Here is a 19461-nt window from a genome sequence, read left to right as displayed (position 1 = left end):
CATCGATCCAACGATTTCAGCCAGCGGACCACCGCATGCTTGTGTCACCAATAGGAGCATCACCCTATGAGCGTGCGTGAACTCGAACTGCCACTGGACGTGGAGTGGCCCGCCGAACGGGTCACGGTGTTGCCCGAGGCGTTGGCGCAGTTGCGCCATTGGGCGCAAGTGACCCCGCTGCACAGCGCCCTGCGCCACAAGCGTGACGGCCAGTGGTATGCCTGGCGCTGGATTGATGCCCTGCGCGATGTCGAGCGCCTAACAGATGGCTTGCGCCAGCAGGGCTTTACCGAGCGTTCGCGGCTGGCCCTCAGCGGTGCCTTCGAGCCCGGTTTGCTGTTGCTGGCCCTGGCTGCCCAAGCCATCGGTGGGCGCATTTTGACCTTGGCCGATGACCTGGAGCCCACCGCCCTGGAGCAGCAACTGTGGCGTATCCGACCTACCCATGCCTATGTGCAGGGGCTACAGCCGGCGGCGATTGTGCAACGGGTCGGCGCCGTGGATACGTCACAACGGCTGTGCCGCTGGTGGCAGTCCTGCGGCAAGACCGAACTGTGGAGCCAGGAAAGCACCCACTGGCAAGGCGGCCTCGCAGCCGTGCTGGAACAATGGCTGAACAGCGGCCAGAGCCTGGGCTTCCCCGAGGCGCACTGAACTAGGCGTACCGTGCCGATGTGCTGGATACTGCACGGGGCGATGATTACCACAACCATTCAGGCACACAGTAAGGGCGCAATTTCATGAATGAAACCGAACGCGGACAGGCGACGAGCGCCATTCGCAACGCTGATGTGCTGATTGTCGGCGGCGGCCTGAGCGGCACGATGCTGGCGGTGCAGTTGCTGCGCCTGCCGGGCAAACGGCAGATCCTGGTGGTCGAACCGCGCCAGGAACTGGGGCGCGGCGAGGCCTACAGCGCGGTGGAGCTGGGCCACACCTTGAACGGCAACGCCGCACGCATGAGCGTCGACCCGGACAACGCCGACGACCTGACCCAATGGTTGACCGCCTACATCGCCGGCGGCGGCTGGCCCGAGTCGGATCAGCAGCACGTGCCCATCAGCGAACTGTTTCCGCCCCGCGGGATTTTTGGCCTGTACGCGCAACAACGGCTGGCCGAGGCCAAGGCGCTGTCGGCGTCGACCGTGGAGCATGTGCGCGCCGAGGTGGTGGACCTTGAGGTGGATGAACACGCCACCTTATTGACCTTGAGCGACGGCCAGCAACTGCGCGGTGCCTGTGCGGTGTTGGCCACCGGCATGTTCCCGGCGGCACGCACACCACAGACCGAGTCCAGCGGCTTGAATGCCGCCGCGGTGGACCCGTGGGATGTGCCGGCCATGACCCAGCTCGACCCGCAAGCCACCGTGCTGATCATTGGTTCCGGCCTGACCATGGTGGATGCCGTGGTGTCCCTGGAACAGGCTGGTCATCGCGGGCCCATCGAGATTTTTTCGCGCCACGGCTTGCTGCCCCACGTGCGCCGGCAGCCGCCAACCTGGGTCGATTTCCTGGGTGAAGACCACAGCCTGCGCAGCCCCCGGCAATTGCTGCGGGAAGTGCGTCGCCAATGCCGGCTCGCGTTGGAGCAGGGGATTGACTGGCAAGCGCCGCTGGACACCGTGCGTGCCAATATCGGGCGGTTGTGGAGCCAGGCCAGCGAGGCCCAGAAACGTCAGTTCGTGCGGCATGTGCGGCCCTGGTGGGAAAGCCATCACCACCGTTCGCCGCCGCTGAGTGCCGAGCTGGTGGCGCGGTTGCACGGGGAAGGGCGGTTGCGGATTCAGGCGGCTTCGTACAAGGGGCTGGTGTCTTCGCAAGGCGATGTCACGATTCGCTTGCGTCATCGTGGCGAGCAGGCGGTCGTCGAGGTGGCGGGGGCGGCGCTGATCAATTCCAGCGGGATTGAATATGACTGGCGGCGCGTGGCCAGGCCGTTGCCCCGGCAGTTGCTCAAGCGCGGGTTGATCCAGCCCGGGCCGTTGGCGTTGGGGATTGCGGCGGATGCTTGCGGGGCGGTGCTGGATGCTCACGGGAATGTCAGCCAGCGCCTGTTTGCCATGGGCCCGCCGCTGCGCGGAATGTGGTGGGAAAGTACGGCGGTGACCGATGTGGCGATTCAGGCCAAGGCACTCGCCGCCAGGTTGGCACGCATCTAAATCTAATGTGGGAGCTGGCTTGCCTGCGATAGCGGTGGGTCAGCTGCATCTTTATCAACTGACAGATGGCTATCGCAGGCAAGCCAGCTCCTACAGGTCGGGTTCATGGCCCGGCCTTCACAAACCCCGGCTTCAGCCCGAACACCTCAACCCCTTGGGCGGTGGATTGCCCGGTGGTCACTCTCACTCGCTCCACCGGCTGATCCATCGCTGCCCGATACTCCACGGTCATTACACCCTCGCTGCGGCTGATCGCTTGGGCCGGCACCACAATCGCCTGGTCATTGTTGTAGGTCACGATGGTCAACCGCGCACTCATCCCCAGCCGCACCCGTTGCAGCTGTTGCGCGGTCAACTTGGGAATCGACAGCGTCACCGGAAACTGCGCACTGCCCTGGCTGTCGCTGGCAATCGCCAGCCCGCTGACCACGCTGACCGAGCCGGTCAATCGCTCGCCGTCAAACCCGTCGCCCATCACCTCTACCGCCTGGCCCTGGTGCAATTGGTTAATGTCCAGTTCCGAGACCTTGGCGACGATTTTCAGCTTTTCGATATTCGCCAGCCCAAACAGCACCTGGCCCTGGCTGACCTTGCTCCCGGCCTGCACCGGCGCGTTGTTGTTCCCGCTGCCCTGGGCCGATGAGCTGCTGCCCGGCGGCGGCACCACGATGCCAGAGAACGGTGCCTTGACCTCCTTGCCCTCGAGCAAGGTGCGCAGGGCGTCGTATTTCACCGTGGCATTGGTCAGTTCCATATCGGCGATCTGCCGGTATTCGCCCTTGCCTTGTTCCATCGCCTGTTGCAGTTCGCCGCGGGCGGCCAACAGGTCCAACTGTTGCTGGGTAGTCTGTTGCTTGAGGTCATCGAGTTCGTTGCGCGGGATGATGCCGCGCTTGAACAGGTTTTCGCTTTCGGTGAGTTTGCGCTGGGTGTTGCTGGCGGTCATTTCGGCGGTGCGCAGGTTGCGGCGCGCGCGGCCGACTTGCTGGCCGCTGTCCCAGTCCTGCATTTCCTGCACGGTGCGCCGGGCCTTGAGCTGGGCGGAAAGGGCATCGCGCAGTTGCACCTCAAGGGTGGCCGGGTCCATGCGCAACAGTACCTGGCCGGCGTCCACCCGCTGGCCCTGTTCCACCAGGTTGGCCTGCACATTGCCGTCGAAGGGGGCGGTGAGGGTGATGGTGGTGTCGGGCTCGATCTTGCCCACCAGGCCGATCTGGTGCACCAGCGGGTCGACCTTTACCGCCAGCCATTGTTCGGCGTTGCCGAGCGGGTTGGCGGCCGGGCTCTGACGGCCGAGCAGGGTGATGCCGACACCGGCCACCAGCACGATCAACACGGCGCCCAGCAGGCGTTTTTTATCAGTAGTCATTGAGGGCGATTTCCCAACTTTCCAGCGTCATGCCCAGGGTCAGGTCGAACTGAGTCTGGGCGTTCAAATAGGCAATCAACGCATTGAGCCGCGAGTTTTCGGCGTTGCGCAGGTCGGTTTCGAAACTCAATACCTGGAAGTTGGTGGAGCGCCCGGCGCTGAGTTTTTCGCGTTCGATGTCGATCTTGCGTTTGGACAACTCCACCGCCCGCTGGGAAATTTCATACTGGCGCCAGCGGGTGCCAAGGTCACGCACCACATCGTTGACGTCGCGCTCCAGTTGCTGGCGGGCGTCGGCGATGATGATTTCCTGGTTTTCTACGTCGACCCGCGCGTGCACCTCGGCCTGGCGGGTGCTGATATCGCCGATGGGGATCTGCACCTGCACGCCGGCGTAACTGTCCCAGCGCCGGTTGTTGGTATTGCCGGCATCGTTGTTGTAGGCGTCACGCACCTGGTTGGCGCCGGCCACCAGGTCCACTTGCCAGCGCCCGGAGTCCTTGGCGATTACCAGGTTGAGGTCGGCCTGCTGGCTGCCGAGCAGGGTGGCGAGGTATTCCGGTTGCTGGTTTTGCGCCAGGACGAAGGCCTGGCGCTTGTCGATGTCCATGCGCTTGGCCTCCAGCGCCTCGGTGGCGCGGATCGGCGTCGACAGGTCAAGGGCCAGCAGGCGCAGCAGGGCCAGGCGACTGGTGTCGAGTTGGTTCTGGGCTTCTTCCACCCCCAGTTGCTGGGTGGCGATATCGGCTTCGGTCTGCACGATTTCGAACTCGGCCATGCGCCCGGCACTGATCAGTGCCTTGTTCACTTCCAGCAGTGTGTCGGAGCGCTTGAGGGCGTCCTGGACGATGCTCAACTGTTCCTGGGCCCGCAGCAACTCGCGGTAGGTGGCGATGATATTGCTGATGGTCTGCGCCACGTTGGCCTTGAGGTTCAGGCGGTTGGCCTGTTCCGCCAGGCGTGAGAGGCGCAGCGGGGCGGTGGTGGCATCCCAGCCGGCACCGCGCATCAATGGCTGGATCACCGACAGGTCGAGGCCGTCGCTGCGGTAGCGCCCGGCGCGATCGGCGTTGTTCAGTTGCTGGGTCCAGTTCATGCTCAGGCGCGTGCCGTACTCGCCGAGCAGGGTGGCATTGGGTGCCAGGTTGGCATTGCGGGCATTGTCGTCGGTGCCCCGGGTGGCGCGGTAATAGCTGTTGAGTGTCAGTTTTGGGTTGAAGGTGTCTTCGGCCACCCGCAGGTCGAATTTTTGCGCCACCCGTTGCAGGTATGCGCTGCGAATCGCCGGGTTGTTGCGCAGGCCCAGGTACACCGCATCGCCCAGGGTCAGGGTGGTGGACTGGGCACTCAACGACACGCTGCGTTCATAGCCGCTGCGGGTGGTGCTGGGCGCCGAAGGACGGATCACCACGTCAGCGGCCACGCTGTGCAGGCTGAACAGGGCGAGCATCAACAGCAGCCGCTTATTCATCGCGCAGGGCCTCCACCGGCTGCAGGCGCGAGGCCGACACGGCCGGGTAAATCCCGAAAAACAACCCCACCAGCAGCGTACTGCCCACGCCCAGCGGCAATGCGGCAACCGCCAGGGAAAATTGCCAGCCAGAGAGCCACGCATACAGGTAGGCGGCGGTCATGCCCAGCACTGCGCCGCACAGGGCACCGACGGCGGTCAGGGTGACGGCCTCCAGCAGGAACAGGTTGCGAATGTCCCGCTGGCGCGCGCCCAGGGCCATGCGAATCCCGATTTCCCGACGCCGCTCCGAGACGTTCATCAGCATTACGTTCATCACTCCCACGCCGCCGCCCACCAGGGATATCGCGCCCAGGGCCAGCAGCAGGTAAGCGAAGGTACGGCTTTGCCGGGTCATGCCATCGATCATTTGCTGGGGCACCTGGATGTCGACATCGTGGTCGGTGAGTTGGGTTCGCAGCGCCGCCGCTGCGTCCTGGGCGACGCGTTCCATGTCCTGGCCCGGGGTGGCGCGGATAATCACGTTGCCGATTTGTGGGCTGGCGAAGATCCGGCGCATGCCCGGGGCGGGGACGAACAGCGATTCGTTGGCCTGTACAGGGATCAGCATTGCCCGGGGCTGGCTGTGCAGAACGCCCACCACCAAAAACAGATAATCGTTGATACGCACTCGGTCGCCGACTTGCAGCGGGTCGCCCGGAGCGCTCAACGCCTGGACGATTTGGTCGCCGACGACTGCGTAGGTTTCCCCCACATCGAAACTCGACAGCGAGCGCCCGTCGCGCACCGACAGGCGCATCGCATCCTGCAAGTCTGGCGTACTGCCCACGAAGCTTGCGTTGAAGGTGCGGCCATGGAACACCACCGGCCCGCTGAACAACGAGACCGCACCGATATGGGCGATGCCGGGCACGTTTTTGCGCACCGCTTCCAGGTCCAGGCTGGCAGGCATCGGCGCGGTGCTGGCGCCTTTTGGCGGGAACTGCGCCACCAGGGTATCGGTGCCCATATCCTTGAAAATCATCGCTGCGTCTTCGGCGGCGTTGTGCCCGATATTGATCAGCGCCACCACCGACGAACTGCCGATGACGATGCCCAGCAAGGCCAGGATCGAGCGTTTGCCCAGGGTGCGCAGGCTCACAAACGCCTCGTGCAGCAATTGGCTCAGGCTGTGTTCGACCCGCAGGCTCATAGGCGCCCTGCCTCTTGAACCACACCATTGCGCACCAGGATCTTGCGGTTCAGGCGCTCGGCGATGTGTGGGTCATGGGTGACGATAATCAGCGTCACCTGTTGCTCGCGGTTGAGCCCCAGCAACAGGTCCATGATCTCCTGGGCAGTGGTGCTGTCGAGGTTGCCGGTGGGTTCGTCGGCGAGGATCACCGACGGGTTGCCCACCAATGCGCGGGCGATGGCCACCCGCTGGCGCTGGCCGCCGGACAGGTCGGCCGGGCGATGGTGGGCGCGCTCGGCCAGGCCCACCTGGTCGAGCATGCGCATTGCCTGTTCCACCGAGTCATGCCGGGACACGCCGCGATAGCTCAGGGGCAGGGCGACGTTGTCCAGGGCGCTGAGGCGCGGCAGCAGGTTGAAGCTTTGAAAGACGAAACCGATCTGCTGATTGCGGATCGCCGCCAGTTGATCCGGGCTGGCGCTGAAAATGTCATGGCCGGCAAAGTGGTATTCGCCGCAGTCGGGCAGGTCGAGCAGACCAAGGATATTGAGCAGGGTACTTTTGCCGGAGCCGGACGCGCCGAGGATGCCGCAGCTGTCACCGGTTTTGATGGCCAGGCATACGTCATTGAGAATTGACAGGTGTTGACCGGCCAGCTGATAGCTTTTGCCGATGCCTTTTAGGGAGATGAGGCCTGGGTGCGTGGGGGTATCGGTCATCATGACTACGCCTGCAGCCTCGACCACGCCATGCCTCCTCCGAAAATCCTTGTAACAAGTTCGGGAGCTGCCTGGTACGCGTCACGGACTGGTTTTATTTCTTGTTTTTAAAATATTGTTTGAATACTAACCGCGATCCAGCCGTTCCGCCAGCCATGGATATAGAGCGGTTTTACCCTTTGAAACGATTCTTCAACATAGCTTTTCAAGCCGCCAAAAATTCCTTCGACTACCCTCAATGAGCCCGTCAGTGCTGGCTTTGGGTTGTATGGCGCAGTGTCACTACTTGCTTTCGGGCTGCGGCCCCGGTATAAAAAATCAAATTAATTTTTAAAACAATATTTCCGCAGTGGAACTCCAACCCTTATGGTCGCGAAGAAACTCAGCGCTCCAAACGTTACCAAGACTCGATTGCTGGATGCGACAGAGGCTCTTTTCATCAAATACGGCTATGACGCCGTTTTGTTGCGGCAGATAACCGAGAGGGCCCAGGTCAATCTCGCTGCGGTGAATTACCACTTCGGGGATAAAGACTCCCTGATGAAAACCCTGCTGATGCAGCGCCTGGAGCCGCTTAACGAGCAGCGTCTGGAGTTACTTGCCAGGTGTGAAGCGGAGTCCGACGGCCCGCTGGATTGCGACACCTTGCTGGGCGTGCTGTTTGCCCCGGCCATGGGGCTTGAGCGCAGCGATCCGGCGAGTGGGGAAGGGCGCTCGTTCATCCGTTTCCTGGGGCGTGTGTACAGCGACACCTCGCCGTTTATCCAGGAATACCTCAAGGTGCATTACCAGCCGGTGTTCCAACGCTTTTTTGAAGCGTTCGCCCTGGCCTTGCCAGACCTGCCGCGCAACGAACTGGGGGTGCGCTTGCAATTTGCCCTCAAGGCCATCTCCGGGGTGATGGCCGGTACCGAGCTGCGCTTGCTGATGAACTCCATGAGCCTGGGCCGCCCGGCGACGGATGCCGAGGTCATGGCCAAGCTGATTACCCTGGTGTCGGCAGCGATTCGTGTGCCGCAGCAAAGTCCTGAAGCCGAAACGGCTCTGGCGCGGGTGCTCGATACCCAGCGCGCGATACGTGAGCAAGCGGCGTCGCCTGTCGACAAGATTGCTCGCTGATCCATCAAGACCGGCTCGCAATGAGCCGGTTTGCTTCGACTCCTCTCTGAAGAAACCGAGTGAACACTCAAATCCCGGGCAAAAAAAAACCCGCTGGGGCGGCGGGTTTTTAACTACAGCGTTTGTAACGGATGAGGCTTCACCCTACGTCTCTGGATGTGAATAAAACGTGAAAAATATGTAAGAGAAAGTGTGAAGTCTAGTGGCTTGTGTAAACCCGACAAATGGCGTCAGCGTTGACTGTGAACCCGGCCAATAAAGTCCAAAAGGTACTCACTCACCCTTTCCGGCGCATCCTCCATCAGAAAATGCCCGGCGTCTTCCACCACCTGCAGCACTGCCCCGCGAATGTCGTTTTGCAGGCGATGTGCATACGCCAGCGGCTGCCATTCATCTTCAGCGCCCCACAAAATCTGCACCGGCAAATCCATGCCCGGTAGGCGCTCCGCAAAATCGGCGGTATACCGCGAGTCGTAATGCGCCACCTGATGCTGGTAGAACGCAGGCTGGCCGATCACGCCACTGATCGGCACCAGGTATTCCTCCAGCAGCGCGCCCTGCATCACGCTCTTGTCGAACACGGCCATGGCCAACTGTCGGATCATCAACGCGCGGTGTTCATCCGGCGTCATGCGCGCATGTTCGGCAAATCGCTGATGAATCCCGCGCCAGGTGGGCGATGGCCACGAGTCATAGCTGGGGGTGTCGGCGACCGTCAATGAGTGCACCCGCTGCGGATGGTCAAGGGCAAACAGCAGCGCGTTGACGCCGCCGATGTCATGGCCTACCAGGTGCACCCGCTCAAGCCCCCAGTGGTCCAGTAAATCGCCGATCAAGCGGCTTTGTGCGGCCACCGACGTATCGGCCTGGAGTGGGCGCTCTGAAGCGCCAAAACCCAACAGGTCGAACAAATGGACCTGTGTGCCGGCGGCAGTCAGGCGCGGGACCACTTTGCGCCAGATGATGGAATGGGCGGGCGTGCCGTGCAGCAACAACACCGGTAGCCCCTCACCATGGCGGCCAGTGGCAATGCGCCAACCGTTGATCAGTGCGGTTTCGTTAAGCAGGGCAGTCATGACAGATCCTCGCGGTTAATGAAGGCTTTACCCTAAAGCCCGGCTGGTCATGACACCAATGACAACTTACTCTCTACCTATCCTGTTTTTGTCATAGGTGTTGATCATGAACCAGCGACTGCCCATTGATGTGCTGCGTGCCCTGCAAACCGTGGTCGAAACCGGCAGTGTCACCCGCGCGGCCGAGCGCCTGAACCTCAGCCAGTCGGCGGTCAGCTGGAAGATCAAGCGCCTGGAGAAACAACTCGAACGGCCATTGATCCAGCGCGAGGGGCAGCGCCTGGTGGCCAGTGATGACGGCGCGCAGCTGTTGGTCCACGCCCGGCGCATCATCGAGGCCCACGACGCGGCGTTGGCGCATTTCAATCCAGTGCAGTTGCAGGGCTCCATCCGCCTGGGCGCCACCGAACAGGTGCCGATGGCCAAGTTGTCGAACTTGCTCGGCCAGTTTTCCCGGCAACACCGCCAGTTGGATGTACGGATCGTGGTGGAACAGAGCCACGTGCTTCGCCAGGCCCTGGTGGACCGCGAGTTGGACCTGGCGCTGCACCAGGATTTCATCCCGCGTATCGAAGCGCGGGACCACTTGCTGTGGACCGAACAGGTGCACTGGTGCGCCCGGCCCGGCTGGCAGGCCGCGCCTGACGAGAGCGTGCGGCTGATCACCTTCGGCCCCGGCTGTTTTTACCGGCAACTGGCCCAGGAACGGTTGAGCGCCTTGGGCATTCGCTGGCAGGTGGTGGTGGAGTGTGGGTCGGTGGAGGGCGTGGTATCGGCCATCGCCGCCGGGTTGGGCATCGGCCTGCTCAACAGTGACCATCTCGACAAGCGCGTGGAAGTGTATCGCCCCTTCGACCAACGGATGCCGCTGCCCGAAGTGGCGAATGTGTTGCGCTTTGCCGAGGACAGCCCCGAGCCCCGGTTACAGGCGTTGCAGCAACTGCTGGTACAGGCGCTGCAGCGGGGCTGATCAGATTTTCCAGTGGCTGGCACTCTTGGCCAGGCGCTGGCGCATGCCATCAATGTTCGCCGCCAGTTGCAGGGTCAATAACCGGTAACCGTCCAGGGCGTTGGCCACCGGCACTTCAAATGTCTGCTCGTGGGTCGGCGTGTTGCTCGGCCGTTCCAGCCGGTCGGTGGCCCCGGATTGCAACGCCCGCGCCATGCCAATCAACTGCACCCGAATCTGCCGATGCTCGGCCTTCAATGCCACTTGCATACGCGCCAGGGCGTCCTTGTCCCGTGGATCGGGCCGGGTATTGCCGAGGATCTCCAGGGTGCTGATGCACATCCGCAAATGCCGTTGGATGGTGTCCAGTTCGGTCATGGAAATCCGCACTTCCTTGGACACCGAAGGCATCAACGAACGCAGTTGCAGCATCGCGGCGTTAAGCCGATTCAGCAGCTTGAGGTGTTCATCATCGGTGACCGACTGGCCGCTGATGATCCGGCTATAAATTGCCGCGCAATCGCGCAAGGCACTGGCCAGGTTGTAGCGCCAGGAATACACCGCATACAGCGGGAGGGCGAAGGAAAACGCCAGGGCCAGGACGATGCCGATCAGGATGTCGACCGTGCGCCACAGCCCGTCCGATATCGGATTATCGCCATGGCCCGCGACGATAAATACGGTGATCGCCGAAAGCAACGCGATGTATCCGCCCTTGCCGATGGCGTGATAGGAAAAGAACCCGCACACCACCGACATCAGCAAATAGGTCAATAACGGCTGCCCCAGATACGCCTGTTGCAGCACCAGCAGCAAACCGACGCTGGCGCCGATCAACGTGCCGTAGGCGCGCTCGACGGCTTTCTTGCCGATATTGCCATGGTGCTGCAAACCGCCGATCACGATCAACATCGTCACCGAGGCCCACTCACCGTGGGGCAGGTTGATGCCGGTGGTGAGCAGGATCGTTGCGAGCAAACCGATGGAAACCCGTACTGCGTGGATCAACTTGGCGTGACGGTAGCGCCGGTACGGGTCCAGCAAAGGACGCAGCAAGCGGCGGGCGAAGAGGGGCAAGTGCAGGTTCATCAATCTGGATGTGGCCTCGTCAGTAAGGATTCACGCGGTCAATATGTGGGAGCCGGGCTTGCCCGCGATGGCGGCGTGTCAGTCACCACAGATGTCGACTGTCGGCCCTCAGCGCGGGCAAGCCCGGCTCCCACATTCTTGAGCGGCGCCAGGCTCAGAAAATATAATCAGTGGTCAGAAAGCTCGACGTGCGCTCCTGCAGGATATCGCTGACCAGTTCCTTGTTGCTCGCCTGGAACTTGGTCGCCACCAGGGTACGGATCGAAAACACCCGCAACGCATCATGTACCGACAGCGTGCCCTCGGCCGAGTTCTTGCGTCCGTTGAACGGGAAACTGTCCGGCCCGCGCTGGCACTGGGCGTTGATGTTGATCCGGCCCACCTGATTGGCGAACGCGTCCACCAGGCGCCCGACTTCGCGAGGGCTGGTGCCGAAGATACTCAGTTGCTGGCCGAAGTCCGACTCCAGCACGTAGTCGATCACCGTTTCCAGGTCGCGGTAAGGCACGATCGGCACCACCGGGCCGAACTGTTCCTCGTGGTACACGCGCATCTGCGGGTTCACCGGGTACAGCACCGCCGGGTAGAAAAACGAGCCACGGCTGGCGCCGCCATTTTCGTTCACCACGTTGGCGCCGTGGGCGAGTGCATCGGTCACCAACCCGCCCAGGTAATCGACCTTGCCCTGCTCGGGCAGTGGCGTCAGCGACACGCCGTCTTCCCACGGCATGCCGGGTTTGAGGGTCGCCAGCTTGTGGTTGAATTTCTCGATAAAGCTGTCGACCACATCCTCGTGCACAAACAGGATCTTCAACGCGGTGCAACGCTGGCCGTTGAACGAAAGGGAACCGGTAACCGCTTCGCTCACCGCATTGTCCAGGTCGACCTGGGGCAGCACGATCCCCGGGTTTTTCGCATCCAGGCCGAGTGCCGCACGTAGACGGTGAGGTTTTGGGTGGAGCTTTTTCAGGTCGCTGGCGGCCTTGTTGGTGCCGATAAACGCAAAGATATCGATCTTGCCGCTGGCCATCAGCGCGCTGACCGTCTCGCGGCCGCTGCCGTAGATCACGTTGATCACGCCGGCGGGGAAGCTGTCGCGAAACGCTTCCAGCAATGGGCGAATCAACAACACGCCGAGCTTGGCCGGCTTGAACACCACGGTATTGCCCATGATCAGCGCCGGGATCAGCGTGGTGAACGTCTCGTTCAGCGGGTAGTTGTAAGGGCCCATGCACAGCGCCACGCCCAGCGGCACCCGGCGGATTTGCCCCAGGGTGTCCTGCTCCAGCTCGAAGCGGCTGGAACGGCGGTCGAGATCCTTGAGGGCGTTGATGGTGTCGGTAATGTAGTCGCAGGTGCGATCGAACTCTTTCTGCGAGTCCTTGAGGTTCTTGCCGATCTCCCACATCAGCAGCTTGACCACCGCATCGCGCTGTTCACGCATGCGTCGCAAAAAGGCTTCGACGTGCTGGATGCGATCCACCACGCGCATCGTCGGCCAAGCGCCCTGGCCACGGTCGTAAGCGGCCACGGCGGCGTCGAGGGCGGTCAAGGCCGTGTCGGCGTCCAGCAGCGGGGTGCTGCCGATGATCACGGGTGTGTCACCGTCGGCCCCGCGCAACTGCACCGGGCTGCGTACTTCGGCCAAGGGCCCGTGCCACACATGCAACTGGCCGCCGACCAGGTAATCACGTTGTTCAATGGGCGCCGCGAGCCGGAATTGCTCGGGAATCTCGGCGGCAGTGGGAAACAGCTGGGCGAGCAAGTTGTCGGTGGTCATGTCGCTACCCCTGGAGTGGTTGCAAAACGTGACTAGAGATTCACCCATCAACGGTCCGTGTGGCAAGGGTTAGACGCATTACGCCCACAAGTGGCCCGTTTGGCACCGTTTTGCCTTGCTTTGTGAACCCTGGAAAACCTTGAGCACAACCGGGTGCTCGCCGGGTAAACTGCGCGGCTTTCTTGAAGGAGTTCACATGAGTCAGTACCAGCCGGGCATTCTTGCCGCACCGGTGCCGTTGCAGGCACGCCATCTGTTTTTTGCCATTGAGTCCCTGGAGGCTGTACCTGCCGCACTGGATGCGCTGGTGCAACGGGTGGATGCGAATGCGGTGGTCGGTTTTGGTGAGCCGCTGGTCAATGCGCTGGGCGCGCGAATTGAAGGGTTGCGGGCGTTCCCGCGTGTGAGCGGGCCGGGGGCGGAGAATCCGTCGACCCAGCAGGCGCTGTGGGTCTGGTTGCATGGTGTGGATCGCGGTGAGTTGCTGTTGCGCAGCCGGGCGTTTGAGAAGGCCCTGGCGCCGGGGTTTGGTCTGGTGCAGATGACCGAGGGGTTTCGCTACAAGACCGGGTTTGACCTGACTGATTATGAGGACGGCACTGAGAACCCGCATGACGATGCGGCGGTGGATGCGGCGGTGGCGCAGGGTGGTGCGAGTTTTGCGGCGATCCAGCAGTGGCAGCATGACCTGGATGGGTTTGCGGCGTTGCCGGCTCTGGAGCGGGACCACATTATTGGTCGGCGCCATGGGGATAACGAAGAGTTGGAGGATGCGCCGGAGTCGGCGCACACCAAGCGTACGGCCCAGGAGAGTTTTACGCCTGAGGCATTTGTGGTGCGTCGGTCGATGCCTTGGGCCGAGAATGGTCAGGCGGGGTTGATGTTCCTGGCGTTTGGGCATTCGTTTGATGCGTTTGAAGCGCAGTTGCGGCGGATGAGTGGGCTTGAGGATGGGATCGTTGATGGGTTGTATCGTATTAGCAAGCCGTTGACTGGGGGGTACTATTGGTGCCCGCCATTGCGTGATGGGCGGGTGGATTTGAGCTTGGTGCTCTGAGGTTTTGTACCGGGTACATATCCTTTATTTGGGTAACGGCTGATATGGGTTCCGCTCTTACAGCGGGTCACTTTTGAAAAGCGCAAAAGTAACCAAAACGCTCTGCCCCGCCTGTCGGCGCCTCGCTGTGGCTCGGCGTTCCCTCACTCCGGAATTGCTCCGCGGGCCGCCGCGACGGCCCGTCCCTGGCCCGTCGCGGCTAAACCGGCGTCCTGCCGGTTTACCCGCTCCTCAATCCCTGCGTTCGGCCTCGGGCTGAATGGGGCAGTCAGATCAAGATCAAGAGCAAGAGCACGGCGGCCTGAAAGCCGACCTGAGTGTTAAAAGCCAGGGCAAAAGCTGTAGGAGCTGGCTTGCCGGCGATGCAGGCAACTCGGTTTTTCAGCCACACCGCGGCGATGCCATCGCAGGCAAGCCAGCTCCTACATTGGAACCGTGCCGGCCTTTGATTTCGCTGTTGCTTTTAACACTCAAGCCGGCCTGTAGGCCGCTGTGTTCTTGATCTGCTTGTGATCTTGATCTTAGGCGCCCCGTCAACCACGCTGGCCGAACGCAGGTAGTACGGAGCGGGTAACCCGGCAGGACGCCGGTTTAGCCGCGACGGGGCAGGGACGGGCCGTCGCGGCGGCCTGAGTGTTAAAAGCCAAGGCAAAAGCTGTAGGAGCTGGCTTGCCGGCGATGCAGGCGACTCGGTTTTTCAGACACCCCGCGGCGATGCCATCGCAGGCAAGCCAGCTCCTACATTTGAACCGTGCCGGCCTTTGATTTCGCTGTTGCTTTTAACACTCAAGCCGGCCTGTAGGCCGCTGTGTTCTTGATCTGCTTGTGATCTTGATCTTAGGCGCCCCGTCAACCACGCTGGCCGAACGCAGGCTTTGGAGCGTGGGTAACCCGGCAGGACGCCGGGTTAGCCGTCCTGGGCCAAGGATGGCCCATGACGGCGGCCCACGGTCCAAAGCCGGAGTGAGGGCACACCGAGCCTAAGCGAGGTGCCGAGTGGTGGGGCAAGAGCCTTTTGGTTACTTTTGGGCTCCTTTCAAAAGTGACCCGCCGTAAGGGCGGAACCCATCGAAGCCGTTACCCAAATACCGGATACGCCCCGATTCAGATCACCCCACAAGCCACGCGCTCACCACCACCACCCAATGGCTTGGGCATGTCCGAATGATTATCCCCGCCAGCGTGAATCATCAACGCATGCCCCTGAATCTGCGCAATCGTCTTCAACCGCGGCGCCAATACCGGGTTGGTCGAAGTCCCGTCCATATTCACATACAGCGCCGGCAAATCCCCCAAATGCCCCTCGGCATACGGTCCCAAATGCTTACCCGTCTTCTGCGGGTCAAAATGCCCACCCGCCGCCAACGCGGCCACCTTCACACCATCCTTCACTCCCGCGTCACAGCTGCCGTTCTCATGGATATGAAACCCATGCGCGCCCATCGGCATGGACTTCAAATCAGGTGTAAAAATCAGGCCATAGGCGGACTCACTGATAGTCACCGTACCCACAGGCTGCGGCGCGCCATCGGCACTGACGAGGTTGACCGGAACTTGCAAGGAGGCCGCCTGAGCGGTGCCAATGGCGAGAAGGCTTGCCAAACTGAGCCAGTGAATACGATTCATGAGGGGTTTCCCGAAAAGTTGATAAAAGTGAGCAGTCTCGGGAAATACAACGACCAGCCCAGCCAAATAATTCCGTTGGAAAAAACATATTTTTCCAACGGAATAATCCCCACGGTTCAGCTGTTAAGCGTCTCCTGCCGCGCACTGTGCACCGGCGTTACTTCGCTGCCCAAACACCGGCGACAGCTATAAACCCCCAACACCAGCGGTTTTTTCTGCGCCTGGCGCTCAACCCAGGTCGGCGCGACAAACCGATACCCCTGGCCCGTCGCCGTCGCGATATACACCGAATCATCATCCCCCAACGCCCGGCGAATCGCCTTGATCTGCGCCCGCAGGTTGCATTCCTCCACCACCAACCGTGGCCAGGCGATATCCAGCAGTTGGGTTTTCTCCAGCAGCTCTCCGGGTCGCGAGGCGAGGGCAATCAACAAGGTCAGGGCTCTGTTGCCCAAGCTCACGGGTTCACCGTTTTTAAGCAGCAGATGACGCCTGGGCAGCAGTCGATAAGGACCAAAGTGAATTTCAAAAGCGCTGTCTTCAAGGTGGCTGCGTTGTGAATACGTCATGTGATTAACCTGTGTGCATGTTCAAGACACAGCCCCGCGCGGCTCCCTTTCGCGCAAGGCTGCAAGGGAGGCTCAGGTGTTGATCGCCGGGATCGGGTCTTCCGGATAGTCGCCCGGTTCCGTCGGGCCGCCGGTCAAGCCATATTGCTTGAGCACCGGCGCAAGCTGGCCGTAGAACGCGTCCTGCGCCTTGCCATGGGCATCGGCCAGGGCGAAGGGCAGGAAGGCGCTCCCGATGCCGCCGAGGATCGCCGTGGCGCCGCCGAGGATGCCGCTGATGGTCCCGGCCACCGCGCCGATTTCCGTGGCACCGTACAGACCGGCCCCGGCTTCCACCAACCCCGCCACTGCCGCGCCCGTGCCGAGTACGCCGGTGGCGACGGAGAAACTGCCGGTCAAGTAGTCGCCTTTTTTCAACGAGTCGACGCCGCCAATCACCCCGATCACGCCGCCAATGATCCCGCCTGCCGAGCCGATAATCTTGCCCGCCGCGCCGAGGTTGGCGATTTGCTGCGGACTCAGCGGGCCCTTGCCCACCGGCACCTTGCCGGGGAAGTCACCGATGGTGCCGCCGTCCGGGCGGTTGACCCAGGTGATGCCGTACCCCGCTTCCTTGGCGTATTTGGTACCACCTTCCATCAATAGGCCGGCAAATTGCAGCCCGGCAGATACCCGGTTCGCGTCCGCCACCGGTGTGTTGCTACCGCTGGCCGAGCGGGCCATCAGTACACCGCTCATCAGTACCGCGCTGCCGATGTGCAACAGCCCTTGCTTGAACGCCGGGCTCACGTCGCCGAACTTCATGCCTTCGATGGCCTTGGGCAGCGCGTCGGCAATCTTGTCGCCCTGGCGCCCGATGTCCCACACCGAGCGCAGCATTGACACCACCTGCGCCGGGTCGATCTTGCCGCCGTCGGAGGTGACGAACATCTGCGGGTCTTTCTGCTGGGCGTCGTTGATTGCGGCAGTCACCTTGGCTTCGTCGAAGTTGCCCTTGCCGTCGCCCAGGGTGATGTTCAGGGTGTCGGTGGTGGCGCCCCCGAGCAACGCATCGCCCAGGGCTTCGTTGAAATTCACCTGCAAGGTGGCCGCATCATCCGCTGAGGCTTTGTCGCCGAGGAAGGCCTGGGCCGAGGCGGTGCTGGCAGCGAAGCTGCTGGCGGCCACGGTCGGGTCCATGCCTGCGGCCACCGCATCGGTGAAGGCTTTGCCGGTCACCAGCTCGGTCTTGTAGTACTGCTGGATGTTGTCGCTTTGCCCGGCCTTGTCCGCGATCCCGGTCAGGTCCACATGGCCGTTGCCGCCCAGCGCGAGGTTGGCGATGGTCGTGTCGTTGGCAGCGTTTTGCAGGCCCACGCCCATGTCGACCTGCTTGCCGTCCTGGTCCTTGGCGTGGAGGTTGTCGTTGAGGTTCTTGCCGGTCTCGATGTCGCTGGCGTAGTAGTTCTGCATCGCGACTTTCAGGGTCGGGTTGCTGTCGACGATGTCGGCCAGTGCCGGGCCACGATTGTTTTGCAGGAAGCCTTGTACGTCCGGGTCGGCCGAGAGGGTTTCGATGCCGCTTTGCAGCTGCGCCTTGATCTTGTCTTCGTTGGGGTTGAGGCCGTAGTTGGGCGAGGTGTACTTGTCCATCAGGCCGGAGTGGGGCACGTAGTCGCTCACCAGCAGGCGGGTTTGCGCATCGGTGAGTTGCACCAGCACTGCGGCTTTCTGTTCGCCGCTGTAGTTCTGCGGGTTGGCCAGGATGTCGGCGGTCAGGCCCGAGGTGTCTATGCCTGCGACGGCATCGCGGGTGGCGGCGCCATCGAGGAAGGTCAGGGTGTCGCTGTCGGTTTTCGGCGCCTGTTTTTCCAGCCAGGCGCCGATGTTGTCGCGGGTGCCGATACCGTCCGACTTGCCGGTGGCCGGGTTGTCGCCGCCGGTTTCCAGGGCGTGGAACATCCCGGGTTTGGACCACATGGCCGCCGCGCCGGTCAGTTCAGTACTCAGCGCCGAATCGCTGCCCAACGCTTCCAGGTTGTCGGTGCGCAGCATGCCGTCGTTGCTGCGCTGGTTGGCGTCACCCGGGCGCATCGCCGAACCGGCGCCGGCGGCCAGGCTTTCGTTGGCCATCAGGATCGCCGCCGACTTGGCGTTGGCCTTGGCCAAATCGCCGGGGTGGCTGCCGAGGAAACTGCCATAGGATTTCGATGCGGCGCCGAGGTCCTTGCCGGCGTTGTCGATGAAGTGGTCGACATCCGAATGGGTGATCACGTTGTCAGCCTTGCCGCGCCCGCCGGTGTCCAGCGCGGCCATCAGGCTCGGGCTGCTGGCCACGTACTTGAGCACGGCCTGAGCTTCGGGCGGCAGGTTAGTGGGCGGGTTGGCGAAGTCGATCGGCGCGCCGTGCAGGCCCCAGGCGTCCCAGTTTTGCGAGAGCAGTTGCGCAGCCGCCTTGGGGCGGTTCAGGTCCAGCTCTTCCTTGGTGGGGGTGCCGCTGGTGTTGCCGGTGATGGTGTCCCAGGCCTTGGCGCCAGACACGCCGAACGACGAGGTGTCGATCCACGAGGTGTCCGAGGCGCCCGCAGCGCCGGTGCTGCCGGCATACAGCTTGGCCACCTGGTCGTACAGCGCCGGGGTGATGTCCTGGGACACGATCACCTTGTCGCCTGCGGCGGTGGTATAGCGAATCAACCCCGGCCCGACTTCCTCGGGCGGGCCGATGTTCGCCGCCGGGTCCATGGTTTCCGTGGGGCCGGCCAAGCGATAGCCCTCGGCCTGGCTGGCGTTGATCGCGAAAAGCTTGGCAGAGTCGCCGCTGACCTGAGCGAACAGCGCGGGCGTCTGCTTCTGGCTGACCACAATTTTATCGCCGGCGTTGGTCTCGTAGCGGATCAGCCCCGGGCCCAGTTCCGTGGTGCTGCCGAGCCCCTTGTAGTTGCCCAACCCGGGCGCCACGGTGCTGGCGTCAGCCTCCTTGTAGCCAGCGCTTTTGCTGGCGGCCAGGTTCTTTTCAAGGGTCGCATCGCTTTGCTGCGCGTTGTACTGGTTCACCAATTGCTCAAACAGCCTGGGGTTGTCGATCTGCTTGAGCATCACCGGTTTATCGCTGCCCAGCGGGGTGTAGGTGATGCTGTTGTCCACCGGTGCCTGCACGTTCTGGTACGGCAGCGGGATGGACGGCCCGCGGATTTTCGAGGGGTCGAATACCGGCCGGTCGACGGCGGTGAACAGGGCTTTTTCGAACGTGCTCCGGGAGCCTGTCGGGCCCTTGTTATCAGCAGGGTCAAGGCCATTCGGGATCGCAGTCATAGATCACCTGGTA

Annotated in this window: 15 protein-coding genes; 5 read left to right on the top strand and 10 right to left on the bottom strand. The window is 62.4% G+C overall.

Annotation, left to right across the window (positions count from 1 at the left end):
- Window positions 1-66: 66 nt before the first annotated feature.
- On the top strand, window positions 67-654 hold the full coding sequence (locus tag RGV33_RS21800; protein WP_416152080.1) for a hypothetical protein: 588 nt from the start codon (window positions 67-69) through the stop codon (window positions 652-654).
- Between the two features lie 86 nt (window positions 655-740).
- Window positions 741-2159 carry an FAD/NAD(P)-binding protein gene (locus tag RGV33_RS21795; protein WP_322146078.1) on the top strand — a complete coding sequence of 473 codons (1419 nt, stop codon included), beginning with the start codon at window positions 741-743 and terminating at the stop codon, window positions 2157-2159.
- A gap of 103 nt (window positions 2160-2262) precedes the next feature.
- On the opposite strand, the gene RGV33_RS21790 is transcribed toward RGV33_RS21795, so the two are convergent.
- From RGV33_RS21790 to RGV33_RS21775, 4 genes are read right to left on the bottom strand one after another with little or no spacing between them, the layout of a single operon-like run.
- Window positions 2263-3528, bottom strand: coding sequence for an efflux RND transporter periplasmic adaptor subunit (locus RGV33_RS21790; RefSeq protein ID WP_322146077.1), 1266 nt, complete (start codon window positions 3526-3528; stop codon window positions 2263-2265).
- Window positions 3518-4999, bottom strand: a complete 1482-nt coding sequence (locus tag RGV33_RS21785; RefSeq protein WP_322146076.1) for a TolC family protein — start codon at window positions 4997-4999, stop codon at window positions 3518-3520. Before RGV33_RS21785 ends, RGV33_RS21790 begins: the two co-directional genes overlap by 11 nt.
- Window positions 4992-6191, bottom strand: a complete 1200-nt coding sequence (locus RGV33_RS21780) for an ABC transporter permease (RefSeq protein ID WP_322146075.1) — start codon at window positions 6189-6191, stop codon at window positions 4992-4994. Before RGV33_RS21780 ends, RGV33_RS21785 begins: the two co-directional genes overlap by 8 nt.
- Complete coding sequence (locus RGV33_RS21775) at window positions 6188-6895, bottom strand: ABC transporter ATP-binding protein (protein WP_322146074.1); 708 nt, start codon at window positions 6893-6895, stop codon at window positions 6188-6190. Before RGV33_RS21775 ends, RGV33_RS21780 begins: the two co-directional genes overlap by 4 nt.
- A gap of 363 nt (window positions 6896-7258) precedes the next feature.
- Here RGV33_RS21775 and RGV33_RS21770 point away from each other — a divergent pair, with 363 nt between their 5' ends.
- On the top strand, window positions 7259-8011 hold the full coding sequence (locus RGV33_RS21770; protein WP_063028731.1) for a TetR/AcrR family transcriptional regulator: 753 nt from the start codon (window positions 7259-7261) through the stop codon (window positions 8009-8011).
- Window positions 8012-8241: 230 nt separating this feature from the next.
- Here RGV33_RS21770 and RGV33_RS21765 read toward each other — a convergent pair whose 3' ends face one another.
- Window positions 8242-9087 carry an alpha/beta hydrolase gene (locus RGV33_RS21765; protein ID WP_322146073.1) on the bottom strand — a complete coding sequence of 282 codons (846 nt, stop codon included), beginning with the start codon at window positions 9085-9087 and terminating at the stop codon, window positions 8242-8244.
- Between the two features lie 106 nt (window positions 9088-9193).
- Between RGV33_RS21765 and RGV33_RS21760 the strand changes: the two genes are divergently transcribed.
- Window positions 9194-10057, top strand: a complete 864-nt coding sequence (locus RGV33_RS21760; RefSeq protein ID WP_322146072.1) for a LysR family transcriptional regulator — start codon at window positions 9194-9196, stop codon at window positions 10055-10057.
- Here the strand turns inward: RGV33_RS21760 and RGV33_RS21755 are convergent, their stop codons facing one another.
- Window positions 10058-11119 carry an FUSC family protein gene (locus RGV33_RS21755; protein ID WP_322148717.1) on the bottom strand — a complete coding sequence of 354 codons (1062 nt, stop codon included), beginning with the start codon at window positions 11117-11119 and terminating at the stop codon, window positions 10058-10060. It abuts the gene before it with no gap.
- 160 nt (window positions 11120-11279) lie between these two features.
- Entirely contained in the window at window positions 11280-12905 is a 1626-nt protein-coding gene (locus RGV33_RS21750; protein WP_322146071.1) for an NADP-dependent glyceraldehyde-3-phosphate dehydrogenase, read from the bottom strand.
- Window positions 12906-13101: 196 nt separating this feature from the next.
- Here RGV33_RS21750 and RGV33_RS21745 point away from each other — a divergent pair, with 196 nt between their 5' ends.
- Window positions 13102-13962, top strand: coding sequence for a Dyp-type peroxidase (locus RGV33_RS21745; RefSeq protein ID WP_322146070.1), 861 nt, complete (start codon window positions 13102-13104; stop codon window positions 13960-13962).
- Between the two features lie 1104 nt (window positions 13963-15066).
- On the opposite strand, the gene sodC is transcribed toward RGV33_RS21745, so the two are convergent.
- From sodC to RGV33_RS21730, 3 genes are all read right to left on the bottom strand, one after another.
- On the bottom strand, window positions 15067-15588 hold the full coding sequence (gene sodC, locus RGV33_RS21740) for a superoxide dismutase [Cu-Zn] SodC (protein ID WP_322146069.1): 522 nt from the start codon (window positions 15586-15588) through the stop codon (window positions 15067-15069).
- Between the two features lie 116 nt (window positions 15589-15704).
- The gene (locus RGV33_RS21735; RefSeq protein WP_322146068.1) at window positions 15705-16157 is read right to left on the bottom strand and encodes a winged helix-turn-helix domain-containing protein; all 453 of its coding nucleotides are present in this window, start codon (window positions 16155-16157) and stop codon (window positions 15705-15707) included.
- A gap of 72 nt (window positions 16158-16229) precedes the next feature.
- The gene (locus tag RGV33_RS21730) at window positions 16230-19448 is read right to left on the bottom strand and encodes a type III effector HrpK domain-containing protein (RefSeq protein ID WP_322146067.1); all 3219 of its coding nucleotides are present in this window, start codon (window positions 19446-19448) and stop codon (window positions 16230-16232) included.
- Between the last annotated feature and the right edge of the window lie 13 nt (window positions 19449-19461).

This window comes from Pseudomonas sp. Bout1, from assembly GCF_034314165.1.
Lineage (GTDB): Bacteria > Pseudomonadota > Gammaproteobacteria > Pseudomonadales > Pseudomonadaceae > Aquipseudomonas.
The sequence above is the reverse complement of the archived record's forward strand: the minus strand, read 5'-3'. Positions and strand labels throughout refer to the sequence as shown.

Excerpts from the sequence above, each read along its gene's own strand:
- RGV33_RS21800 (WP_416152080.1), top strand. The coding sequence starts at position 67 with ATGAGCGTGCGTGAACTCGAACTGCCACTGGACGTGGAGTGGCCCGCC.
- RGV33_RS21795 (WP_322146078.1), top strand. The coding sequence starts at position 741 with ATGAATGAAACCGAACGCGGACAGGCGACGAGCGCCATTCGCAACGCT.
- RGV33_RS21790 (WP_322146077.1), bottom strand. The coding sequence starts at position 3,528 with ATGACTACTGATAAAAAACGCCTGCTGGGCGCCGTGTTGATCGTGCTG.
- RGV33_RS21785 (WP_322146076.1), bottom strand. The coding sequence starts at position 4,999 with ATGAATAAGCGGCTGCTGTTGATGCTCGCCCTGTTCAGCCTGCACAGC.
- RGV33_RS21780 (WP_322146075.1), bottom strand. The coding sequence starts at position 6,191 with ATGAGCCTGCGGGTCGAACACAGCCTGAGCCAATTGCTGCACGAGGCG.
- RGV33_RS21775 (WP_322146074.1), bottom strand. The coding sequence starts at position 6,895 with ATGATGACCGATACCCCCACGCACCCAGGCCTCATCTCCCTAAAAGGC.
- RGV33_RS21770 (WP_063028731.1), top strand. The coding sequence starts at position 7,259 with ATGGTCGCGAAGAAACTCAGCGCTCCAAACGTTACCAAGACTCGATTG.
- RGV33_RS21765 (WP_322146073.1), bottom strand. The coding sequence starts at position 9,087 with ATGACTGCCCTGCTTAACGAAACCGCACTGATCAACGGTTGGCGCATT.
- RGV33_RS21760 (WP_322146072.1), top strand. The coding sequence starts at position 9,194 with ATGAACCAGCGACTGCCCATTGATGTGCTGCGTGCCCTGCAAACCGTG.
- RGV33_RS21750 (WP_322146071.1), bottom strand. The coding sequence starts at position 12,905 with ATGACCACCGACAACTTGCTCGCCCAGCTGTTTCCCACTGCCGCCGAG.
- RGV33_RS21745 (WP_322146070.1), top strand. The coding sequence starts at position 13,102 with ATGAGTCAGTACCAGCCGGGCATTCTTGCCGCACCGGTGCCGTTGCAG.
- sodC (WP_322146069.1), bottom strand. The coding sequence starts at position 15,588 with ATGAATCGTATTCACTGGCTCAGTTTGGCAAGCCTTCTCGCCATTGGC.
- RGV33_RS21735 (WP_322146068.1), bottom strand. The coding sequence starts at position 16,157 with ATGACGTATTCACAACGCAGCCACCTTGAAGACAGCGCTTTTGAAATT.
- RGV33_RS21730 (WP_322146067.1), bottom strand. The coding sequence starts at position 19,448 with ATGACTGCGATCCCGAATGGCCTTGACCCTGCTGATAACAAGGGCCCG.